The sequence below is a fragment of the Gemmatimonadota bacterium genome (genome assembly GCA_026706845.1).
Lineage (GTDB): Bacteria > Latescibacterota > UBA2968 > UBA2968 > UBA2968 > VXRD01.
On record JAPOXY010000143.1, the window covers coordinates 1 to 6,100 of the forward strand.

4 protein-coding genes and 1 tRNA gene are annotated in these 6,100 nt (G+C 54.2%); 2 read left to right on the top strand and 3 right to left on the bottom strand.

Features of this window, described 5'->3' with window-relative positions; genetic code table 11:
• Window positions 1–266: 266 nt before the first annotated feature.
• Window positions 267–353: transfer RNA gene (locus tag OXG87_14145), tRNA-Leu, on the bottom strand.
• 237 nt (window positions 354–590) lie between these two features.
• Between OXG87_14145 and OXG87_14150 the strand changes: the two genes are divergently transcribed.
• Window positions 591–2,915: a putative LPS assembly protein LptD gene (locus tag OXG87_14150; GenBank protein MCY3870693.1), complete on the top strand. Its 2,325-nt coding sequence runs from the start codon at window positions 591–593 to the stop codon at window positions 2,913–2,915.
• Window positions 2,916–3,038: 123 nt separating this feature from the next.
• Window positions 3,039–4,136: a Rieske 2Fe-2S domain-containing protein gene (locus tag OXG87_14155; protein MCY3870694.1), complete on the top strand. Its 1,098-nt coding sequence runs from the start codon at window positions 3,039–3,041 to the stop codon at window positions 4,134–4,136.
• 93 nt (window positions 4,137–4,229) lie between these two features.
• Here the strand turns inward: OXG87_14155 and OXG87_14160 are convergent, their stop codons facing one another.
• Together OXG87_14160 and OXG87_14165 are read right to left on the bottom strand one after the other, a co-directional pair.
• A complete protein-coding gene (locus OXG87_14160) occupies window positions 4,230–5,198 on the bottom strand; it encodes a class I SAM-dependent methyltransferase (protein ID MCY3870695.1) in 969 nt (322 codons plus the stop codon).
• 106 nt (window positions 5,199–5,304) lie between these two features.
• The coding region (locus OXG87_14165) for a cytochrome P450 (protein ID MCY3870696.1) at window positions 5,305–6,100 on the bottom strand (796 nt) is incomplete at its 5' end.

A 6,100-nucleotide genomic window follows, 5' to 3' on the forward strand; every position in this document is an offset into this window, starting at 1 on the left:
AGTAAGTCCAAAGGCATTGGGGAAGTTTAACACCGCCTTGGCCTGTGCTTCCAGCGTGCGCTGGTCGTAAACATAAACCGGGGTACCAAATTCTGCTCGAATTGCTCTTACTTGATCGCGATTCAAAAATGTTGCCACAAATTCCTCGCTTTCACGTTGTTTTTATTGGTATCGGATCTGTTAAACAATAAATAAAAAAGCTCCCCAAAGGGAGTTCTCGCGCCAGCGATTCAAGGAGTAGGGCCTCGAATCGTCTGATTATTCTTTGGTGCGGACGGGGGGATTCGAACCCCCACGGGTTTTACCCCACCAGATCCTAAATCTGGCGTGTCTGCCAATTCCACCACGTCCGCATATTTACCGCGAAAAGTAAAGATACAGGTTCCGTCGAAATATATCAATAAAAACGGAACAATCGAGGTATTTTCTTATTTATAGAGGACATGAAGCCAGGCATTGATCCAGTGGTTCCGTCGTGGAACCTCTGTTGACTTTTCCCAATCCCGAATTTACGTTTGTACTCCACAAAATTCGCAACACACTTTAAAATTATGAATACCTGTAATAAAATACAAGCCGTGTGGCTCATTTTGTTTCTGCTCTTTGCGATTACGCCGGGATGGTGCCAACCCGGTTTGCCGCAAAGAGCCGCTGGCGATTCCATAGTATTTGATGCCGATGAGGTCGTTTATCACGTTCAGACCAGGCGCGTGGAATTGTCCGGCAATGCCACCTTGCGCTATCGCGACCTGCAACTCAAAGCTGGTCATATCACGTACGATCAAAACACCCGGCACGTCACAGCACGGGCATTGCCCGATTCCACCGGGGCAAAAACCGTGAGACCACCCCAATTTACCCGCGGTAGCGAGAAAATTTCGGGTGAGTCCATGGTTTATGACCTCGATACAGAACGCGGCAGCGTGCGAGAGGGCCGCGCGTCACATCAGCGCAAACACTATCGCGGTGCCCATATCGCACTCGACGGTCAAAAAGCGCTAAATGCTCTGGATCTCTCTTTGAGTACCTGTGATCGCGACCATGTACACTACGATTTTTTGTGCAAAAATGTGCGTATTTTGCAAGACGACAAAGCGATTGGGCGGTCTGTTACTTTTCGCATTGGTCCCATCCCCGTTTTCTGGGTTCCCTTTTTCGTTTTTCCAGTCAAGCGCGGGCGGCAATCGGGCTTGCTGACGCCGGGCGTGGGTAGCAATAGCCGCGATGGTATTTTTGTCCACAATGTGGGGTATTATTTTGCGCCGAGTGAATACTGGGATGCCACGGTTAAGAGCACTTTGCGCGAGCGCGGTGGATTTTTGCTCGAATCGCGATTTGCCTATGCCAGACGCAATCGGTTCAGCGGCTCAATGGACATCGGATATGACCACGACACTTCAGGTGAAGGTACTGCCCACAATTGGCGCTTTAATTTGCAACACCAGCAACGCATCAACGCCACGACCAATATCAGGGGGAGCGGACAGTTTTCTACCAGTACCAACTTTGACCGACGCAATAGCAACAATCTTTATCGCTATCTCAATCGACAATTGAGATCCAGTTTTTCTTTTGATAAACGCTGGACAGAGTCTGGGCGCAGTATTGACGGTAGCCTGACGTATTACCGCGATCTGAGGACAAAAAACAATAGCTTTCAGGGCTTTCCCCGTCTCAGCTTTCGACAAAATAGACGCCGCTTTTTTGGAGGTAATGAACCCACATCAGTTACAGGACCGTGGTATCGCGCCTTTTACTACGGTTTTTCGAGCACGCTATCCAATAATTTTGTGCGCAACCCCGATCCAGCGCCCAATACAGAGCGCGTTTCTCTCCAAAATCGCGTCACTGTCAATAGCCAACATCGCCCCCTGGGGTGGCTCGATCTCACGCCGAGCTTTAATTTTGGCGAAGAGTTTATATATAGCGATACCGATTCGACAACGCGACGCACGTCTTACAACGCGACACTGACTTCTGGTACGACATTATACGGCATATTCCAACCGCAGATCGGTCGGTTGCGCGGCATTCGGCATCGCTTTCAGCCCCGGATCAATTTCAATTACAATCAATCGGGAAGCATCTTTCAGGGAACTATGGGTTTTGGAGGCAATCGCAAATGGAACGATGCCAGACGCAGCATAAATTTTAATATCGGCAATACCTTTGAACTCAAAACCCAGCGCGAAGACGACGTGCGTCGCTTTACCCTGGCGACACTCAATTTGTCAACGGGATACGATTTTGACGCGCCGAGACAAAAATGGCGTCTGCTTCGCACCAGCGCGTCTCTCAAACCCGACCGCCGCGTGGATGTCCGCATTGCGATGACCCATACGCTCTATGACAGCACAGGCCAGCGGTCGCTTTTGCATCCGCGCATGCAGAACCTGACCATTACCTCCAATTTTCGTTTTTCCGGTGGTCAAGGTGGACGAGGCAATATGGTTATCCAGTCCGCTCTTCCCGATGGATACGACCCTGGGTATGATACTGGATATGATGCTGGATATGGCGGTGGATACAGGGGGGGATATGGCGCAGATTTTGGCTTTGAACGCGATCTGTACAGCGATTTCGGCAGCGCCAGCCAGCCGTGGCGATTCAATCTCTCTCATTATATTGCGATGCGGCGGTTCGGCAATACAACGAGCAAAACATCCTGGATCAAAGCAGATATTGGCATCAATCCTCGCCAATTTATAAGAATTGACTATTCGATCAATATTGATGTTCTGCCCGATGCCAAAATCTCGGCGCAAAGCCTGTCGCTTTACCGCGACCTGCACTGTTGGGAAGCGCGGTTTTCGTGGTATCCCGCAGGTTTTAATAAGGGTTTCTTTTTTAAAATCAATATCAAAGATATCCCGCAAATAAAACTCGAGCACCGACGCGGGGGATTTGGAATATAAAATCTTTCACCTTGTCCACCTGCCGTAAATAGCTTATAGATGTTTGGTGACTTTGCATGGGAACATCTCGTGGCATCGGCGCTGTTCAGGCGCCCTTGGGAAACTCCTGAGGATGAGATCTTTATGTCTTTGACAGAATCTACTGACTTACGAACCAGTGATACTAATAGACCGGTCAGGACTGGTGCTGATGCGCTACCGCCGTTCCCCGAGGGGTGGTATTTCGTCGCAAACCGCGAGGCCATTTTGCGAGAGAAACTGATCGCGAAAACGTGGCTGGGTGAAGAAATCGTCGTCTGGTGTGACGATGCAGGCCGTGTCTGCGTGGCCGACGCGGTATGCCCTCACCTGGGCTCGCACCTGGGTCCGGAGGTCGGTGGGAAGATATGCAACGGTCGCCTCGTCTGTCCTTTTCACGGATTTGAGTACGATACGACCGGTCAATGTGTTGCGACTCCGAACGCCCCGGCACCGAGAGCCGCGAGACTGAAGGTATATGAGACCAGAGAGATCCTCGGCATGGTCTTCGCCTGGTTCGGGAGCGGTGGTCGGCCGCCGCAGTGGGACCTGCCAGCCGAGCCAACCACTGGACAAGAGTGGTGTAAACTGGGATTCGACATACTCCGGTTCCGAGGCCATCCCCAGGAAACAACCGAGAACTCCGTAGATTTGGGACACCTGCGCTATGTGCATGGTTACGACAATGTGAATCCAGTCGGTTCGGTAACGGTAGATGGTGCCTATTTGAAGAGTTGCTTTGACTTCAAACGCGTTCGCAAGATCCTGGGTGTAAAGGACTTCGTGTACGAAGCTTCGGCCATCACCCATGTCTATGGACTGGGCTACTCCTTCGTCGAAATCCACGAGAAAACTATCGATATGAATGCGAGATTGTGGGTACTCGCAACGCCCATTGACGGTACCCTCATTGATCTTGTACTGGTCAGCCAACTGCGGGAAATCCACAGGCCCCGGCGATTCATTTCAGGTCTGGGATTTCTGCCGATGAAGCTGCGCCACAGGCTGATGAATCGCATTTTTATGTCACAACAGAAGCGGGATGTCCTGCAGGACGTGGTGATCTGGGAACGGAAGCAGTATCGGTCTCCTCCCAGGCTGTGTCGGGCAGATGGTCCCATAGGGAAATACCGCCGCTATTGCCGGCAGTTCTATCCTGAACAAACGGTTGCGACGGGAAGTGGGGACTCGATTTCCGATTAGGCGGTAGCCGATGAGGGCGCATCATGTTGTACGGCTGGCGGTTCCGGAGAGGCCCTGACTTGAGGGTCCCGCGCGAAGGCGCGCCAGGCGGGCCTAAAGAGGCTTGCGAGCCAAGAAACAGTACAGCGGCGTAAAGATACCCGCCTTGCCGCCCGCGATATAAGCCTCCGCGGTTCGATCCAGGAGTCGGATGACTTCTGCGGAGCCCTTCGGAAAGAGCCGCAGTACTTCAGCCAGCTTCGATCCTGTGATGACCGCTTTACGGCCCCACGGAAGCCTGCGCAAGGCGTTTCCGACCGTCCCATGGCGACTCTCCATGGGTTGATACCAAGGTGTGGAGGGTCCTTCCTGGATCGCCCGGTCCATCCCTTCCATGACTTGGAATCCCGCGGCTCCGAGCGCGTGATTCACTTCCCCGAAGGTGGCGATGTCCTTCAGCGCAATGCCGCGCATGAGATCCTCCTTGATGGCCCGATGCCGGTCGTCCTTCGGATCGAACTTGCCCGTCAGACACATTTCCTGCCCCCAGAACAGGGCACCGGGTTTCAGCACGCGGAATACCTCCTTGAAGGCGCGTTCCTTGTCCGGTGCATGGCACGTTGACTCTATGGCATAACCCCGGTCGAAGGTGTCGTCCTCAATGGTGCTCATGTCCATGAAGCTGCACGTCTCGAAATCGACCATGTGATCAAGCCCCGCCTCGGCGTTCAACCTCTTCGCCTCTTCCAACTGGATCTCATTGATGTTGATTCCTACAACCCTGACACCAGCCTCACGGACGACGCGGCGCATGGGGGCGCCGACTCCACAACCAACGTCGACCACCGTCATACCCTGTTGCAGCTCCAACTTGGAAATCATCAGCCGCTGATGCCGGACCTTGGACTCCTCCAGACTCTCATGAGGCGTGAGGGGCGCGAAGTGCAGGGACTGGCCCCAGCCCCACACCATGAACCCGCTACAAAGGTCGTAATAGTCTTTCACTGTTTCCGTGTGATCGTACCCGTCCGCGCCACCGGGCTCCAGCGCCGCCCGGTCGAGCCAGCCGTCGAAGTGCTGCACTCGACGTGTGACGCCCGATCCCCGGTACGCATCTCTCAGCTCTCTTGACAGTTTGCACAGCCGCATTTCGTGGTGTTTTCCCCTGGCTCCACAAGGAGCCAAGTAGTCAGGTGAACAGCTCCCGTCTCTGCTGGGAGATGCGGAACTTCAGCTTCTTGCTCGGTTTCAGCGACGGGAACGGACTGAAACGGAGCTTGTGCTTGTACTTCGCCGGCGACACCTCAATCGTGAAGTAGTGCGCCAGCATCAGCAAGTTGGCCGCCAGGTGCAGTTCCATCCACCGGGTGCCGAGACACTTGTGCGTGCCCAGCCCGTACGGAGCGTACCCGGGGCTTCGGTGTTCATGGCGCGACGGCAGGTAGCGGTCGATGTCGAACTTGTAGGGGTCGGGAAATACCTCGCTCATGTAATGCGTGGCGGTCATGGCGATGTGGATCCGTTCCCCCATGGGCAGCTCGTAGTCCTCGACCACGCACGTATTCATCACGTTCCGAATGGACATGGAGACGATCGGGTACATGCGCATGCACTCCATGAGGAAGCGGTGGGTAACGTCAATGTTGGCGGGGGTGAAATCCTCTCTCTCGGGGTCTCCCTTGGCGAACAGGGCATCTGCTTCGGCCTGGATTCTGGCGTAGAGGTCGGGCTGCGACGCCATGGCGTAGACTACGAGGCTGAACGTATCGCCGAGGTACACGCTGGCAATCAAGGCCGCGGAAAAGGAGAACAGCAGGTTGGACTCCGGGAGAAACTGCGGGTCGCTCGCGTGCAGGCTGAGGTAATCGTCCACCAGGTCCCGCGGGCTGTCCGCCCGTTGGGCGGGGGTATGGATGTCCTGGACCCGCTGCATCAGTGTGTCCAGGGCTTTCGCCCGGCGTCTCATGCCCGGGGTGTTCAGCGTG